This is a genomic window from Mesorhizobium sp. M7D.F.Ca.US.004.03.1.1, assembly GCF_003998635.1.
GTDB classification, from domain to species: domain Bacteria; phylum Pseudomonadota; class Alphaproteobacteria; order Rhizobiales; family Rhizobiaceae; genus Mesorhizobium; species Mesorhizobium loti.
Genome location: NZ_RZQG01000498.1, coordinates 1 through 4,466, shown reverse-complemented (window position 1 = coordinate 4,466; position 4,466 = coordinate 1). Strand labels below are relative to the sequence as shown.

The window sequence follows — 4,466 nt, the reverse complement described above, 5'->3', positions numbered from 1 at the left end:
GCGTGACGAAATCGTGCCGGTCGACGTAACCGGCGCGCGTGTGCTGGTCATCGACGACAATCCGGTCAACCGCGAAATCCTGCTCGAGCAGCTCAGGAGCTGGAGCTTCGATTGTGCCGCCGCCGAAAGCGGCGCCGTCGGGCTGGCCTTCCTCGACCGCGCCTTTCAGCTGGGCGCCGCCGTCGACTGCATCATCCTCGACTATCAGATGCCGGGCATGAACGGCGCCGACGTCGCCAGAGCCATTGCTTACGACAGTCGGCTATCCTCCATCCCGGTGGTGTTGCTGACCTCGGTCGACCAGGTCGATTTCGGCAAGATGATCATCGACTTCGGCATTGCCGCGCACCTGACCAAGCCGGCGCGCTCCGCGGTCCTGCTCGGCACCGTCATCTCGGTCGTGCAGAAGGCCCGCTCGCAGGTCGGCAAGGCGCAGTTCGTCCGCGAACCGATCGTGCAGGCTCCCCCGGCAGCACCACCTGCCTTTACCGTCATCCGCGGCCCGGCGATGCCGGTCGCGGTAGTGCCGGAATCGACAACCACGCCAAACGGACCGATCGACATCCTGATTGCCGAGGACAATGACGTGAACCAGCTGGTGTTCGGCCAGATCCTCAATGGGTTGGGCTTGAGCTACCGCATCGCCGGCAACGGCCGCACGGCGGTCGAGATGTACCGGGCGCTGCGCCCCAAGCTGATCCTGATGGACGTCTCGATGCCGGAGATGAATGGCTACGAAGCGACCCGCGCGATCCGGGCCATGGAGACCTCGACGGGCACCCACATACCGATCATCGGCGTCACCGCGCATGCGCTGAAGGGCGATCGCGACAAGTGCATCGAGTCCGGCATGGACGACTATCTGCCGAAGCCCGTTTCGCCCGACCGCCTCGGCACCAAGATCGGCACCTGGCTCAGCGAGACGGTGGTGGCCAGGACCGCCTAGCCGCGTCTACAGATGCGTCAGACGGCTGCGTCCAGACGATAGCGGCGCATCCAGTCGAGGCTCGTGTCGTCAGAGAGCTTTGCAACGCCGGGGCTTACATCCTCGGCGCCAGGGGCTCGGACCCCCAGGGCTTCGCAGATGCCTAGCAATGTCGCAGCCGGGTTCGCGGCAAGACGCTCATAGCCGACCCGCAGCGGGGATATGCCTTGCTCCGCGAACCAAATGTTCCAGGCTGCATCATAGGTCTCGAGTTCCGTGACCTCACGCCTGATCCGCTCGAAATCATATTGGGGCTCTTTCGGCGGTGCGACCCTTTCGATCTCGGTGCCGTCGGGAGCGATATGCCAAAGGCCGGTCTGCTCGGCTTTGATCAGGGAGACAGCCTGCGCAAGCTTGTCCTCCCGAGAGAGGTGTATGTAGAGGATGAGGCCAAAGGCCTTTTCAAGACGCGCTCTATCGGATGGCAGTTTTGGGAAAATCCGGTCGAGGATGGCCGAGAGTTCATCCAGATTTTCGCGCATCAAGCGAAGGCCGAAGAGGCCGGTCCCACCCTTGCCGGCGGCGATCGCCGCGTTGAGATAGGCGACATTGAATTCGAGTTCGCTGATCGTGTCGCGATCAGGAAGCTTCCACTCTTCGGCCCACTCCGACACGTCCTGCCGCCGATAGAATGAGTGGGGCGTGCCGGCCGTCTTCGTGGACTCCAGAAGCTTGCACAACAGAGTGCTTCCGGTTCTCGGCGTGCCGCAGATAATGTATCCATCGAACATGTTGCGGCCCAGGCTGCTCGTCAAAGGCAGGGCTGTCGCCCCTGGTGAAGATGGCCGCCGCTATAGCTGAAATCTTTGCTGGATGCGACGGGCGCAATCGAGTGGCGTAAGGACGCCGGAGTCGACTTCGAGGTCGTAATCTATGCCCTTGTGCACGCGTTCATATTGCCAGCGCGCCAGCCCTGGCATTCGGTCGCCCCGCAGGGCCTCACGCGCTTCCAGCACTTCCAGCGGCGCCCGGACACCAACGACATGGAGATCGAAGGCCGATAGCAGTTCGAGATAGTCCGGCAGTTCGCCATTGCAAAGCACGTCATCGACGATGAGGTTGTTGCCTTGCCCGGCCATCGCCGCGATGGCGTGGCGCATGCCGCGCAGGGTTCGCGCCCCAACCGGTCCGGTACCGATCACGACCGAAGGCTTGCCGTCCCGTTGGATGGTTTGATAGGAAAAACCATCCATATGGTCCTGCAAGGCGTCGGGCAGCATCGCGATGAAAGTGTCCATCTCGACATGCAAGAAGGGCGCGGCGGTGATTGTCTGCAACGCCTTGGCGATCGAGCTCTTGCCGGCACTGCCGACGCCGTTGAGCAAAATAATCCTGGCTTTCACCTACAGCCCCTCTCTCAGACAAGACATCGTGCCGGCAGGGGTCAAATTACCGGTTGCGCACCACCACGCATGCCCCGCCGACACTTTGCAATTTCTGGCAGATGACGTTGGCATCGGCGCGGTGGTCGACACCGATCCTGACTGCGTAGATGCCGCGCCGGCCGATTGGCGTGCGCACCCGGCTGACCACCGGATCGTGCCCGTTGAGCAGGGCCGGGAACCGGCTCCTTACCCGCAGCCACTGGTTGATCGCGGCACTGCGGCGGAAATTGCCAGCCACCTGGATGCCCCACGGCTTTATGTTGATCGAGGCCATCGCCACGGTCCGCGACATGATCACCGGCAGCCTGCGGCATGCGATGGCAAAATCCGTCTTTGCATCGAGTGGCTCGATCTTTCCGGCATAGGCCCGGTCGGTGAACTTGTCGGCCGGCTCGCCCATGATGTCGAAGACATAGCTTTCGGTTTCCATCGGCAGGAAGCCGCCGGAGCTGAGCCAGCGCGACACCCGGCTCTCACCGGCATTGTAGGCGGCCGCCGCCAGGCCGAGATTGCCATAGCCGGTTTTCATTTCGGCGAGATATCTAGCCGAGGCCGGGATCGCCTGGTCGATGTCGAAGGAATTGGCGAGCCCCCGCATCTTGGCGGTGCCCGGCATGAACTGGGCGATGCCTTCGGCGCCGACCGGACTGACGGCGTTGGGATCGAAACGGCTCTCCTTCCAGATCAGCCGGGCGAAGAAATCCCTGGGCAGGCCGTTCTGATCGGCATGCGCCTGGATCAGGGTGCAGACCCTGTCGATCAGCCGCTGCTTGGCGGATTGCGGCGGATCCGCTTGAACAGCTGTCGAGCAGACCAGGGCGCAAAGTAAAACGAGCGTCGCCCTGAGGAAACGCTGCATCGCACCTACTCCGCCGCGGCCTTGCCGCGACCAAACCGTTGCTCGATATAGTCGGCGACCATTTTCTCGAAATCCGCCGCGATCGATGGCCCGCGCAGGGTCGCCGCCTTCTTGCCGTCGACGAAGACAGGCGCGGTCGGTGTCTCGCCGGTGCCGGGCAGCGAAATGCCGATGTCGGCATGCTTGGACTCGCCCGGACCGTTGACGATGCAACCCATCACGGCGACCTTGAGGTTCTCGACGCCTGGATATTTTTCGCGCCACACCGGCATGTTCTTGCGCAGATCCGCCTGGATGTTCTGGGCAAGTTCCTGGAACACGGTCGAGGTCGTGCGGCCGCAGCCCGGGCAAGCGGCGACGATCGGCACGAACTGCCTGAACCCCATGGTCTGCAGCAACTCCTGCGACACCTGCACCTCACGCGTTCGGTCGCCGTTCGGCTCCGGCGTCAGCGAGATGCGAATGGTGTCGCCGATGCCTTGCTGCAGCAGGATGCCCATCGCGGCCGACGAAGCGACGATGCCTTTCGAGCCCATGCCGGCCTCGGTGAGGCCGAGATGCAGCGCGTGGTTGGAGCGGGTGGCGAGCTCGGTATAGACGGCGATCAGGTCCTGCACGCCGCTGACCTTGGCCGACAGGATGATTTTCTCGCGGCCAAGGCCGATCTCTTCCGCCATCTCGGCCGAAAGGATCGCCGACTGCACGATCGCCTCGCGCGTCACCTCTTGCGCGGTCAGCGGAAAACCCTTGTCCTGGTTGTCGTCCATCAACCGAGTCAAAAGCTCCTGGTCGAGCGAGCCCCAGTTGACCCCGATGCGCACCGGCTTGTCGTGTTTGATCGCCATCTCGACAATCGCGGCGAACTGCCGGTCCTTCTTGTCCTTGAAGCCGACATTGCCGGGGTTGATGCGATATTTGGCCAGCGCCTCGGCACAGGCCGGATGATCGGCCAATAGCTTGTGGCCGATATAGTGGAAATCTCCGACCAGCGGCACGTTGATGCCAAGCCGCTGAAGCCGCTCGTGAATGCGCGGCACAGCAGCAGCACTCTCGTCGCGATCGACGGTGATGCGCACGATCTCCGAGCCGGCCCGGTGGAGTGCTGCGACTTGCGCAACCGTCTGGTCGACATCGGCCGTGTCGGTGTTGGTCATCGACTGCACGACAACGGGCGCGCCGCCACCGACGACCACGCCGCCGACGTCGACGCCGACCGAGGTGCGGCGGGGAAAAAGAG

The 4,466-nt window shown here is 63.3% G+C and carries 5 protein-coding genes; 1 reads left to right on the top strand and 4 read right to left on the bottom strand.

The annotated features are described in order from the left end of the window. Window positions 1-946: response regulator (locus tag EN935_RS23815; protein WP_164771294.1), on the top strand; the 946-nt coding region annotated here is incomplete at its 5' end. 17 nt (window positions 947-963) lie between these two features. Here the strand turns inward: EN935_RS23815 and EN935_RS23810 are convergent. The 4 genes from EN935_RS23810 to ispG form a co-directional block, all read right to left on the bottom strand. Next, the gene (locus EN935_RS23810; RefSeq protein WP_164757545.1) at window positions 964-1,716 is read right to left on the bottom strand and encodes a Stf0 family sulfotransferase; all 753 of its coding nucleotides are present in this window, start codon (window positions 1,714-1,716) and stop codon (window positions 964-966) included. A gap of 60 nt (window positions 1,717-1,776) precedes the next feature. Beyond that, the gene (locus tag EN935_RS23805; protein ID WP_109664961.1) at window positions 1,777-2,328 is read right to left on the bottom strand and encodes a chloramphenicol phosphotransferase; all 552 of its coding nucleotides are present in this window, start codon (window positions 2,326-2,328) and stop codon (window positions 1,777-1,779) included. Window positions 2,329-2,374: 46 nt separating this feature from the next. Continuing rightward, complete coding sequence (locus EN935_RS23800) at window positions 2,375-3,229, bottom strand: lytic transglycosylase domain-containing protein (protein ID WP_109664957.1); 855 nt, start codon at window positions 3,227-3,229, stop codon at window positions 2,375-2,377. A gap of 5 nt (window positions 3,230-3,234) precedes the next feature. Beyond that, on the bottom strand, window positions 3,235-4,466 hold a 1,232-nt coding region (gene ispG / locus EN935_RS23795), incomplete at its 5' end, for a flavodoxin-dependent (E)-4-hydroxy-3-methylbut-2-enyl-diphosphate synthase (RefSeq protein WP_127373662.1).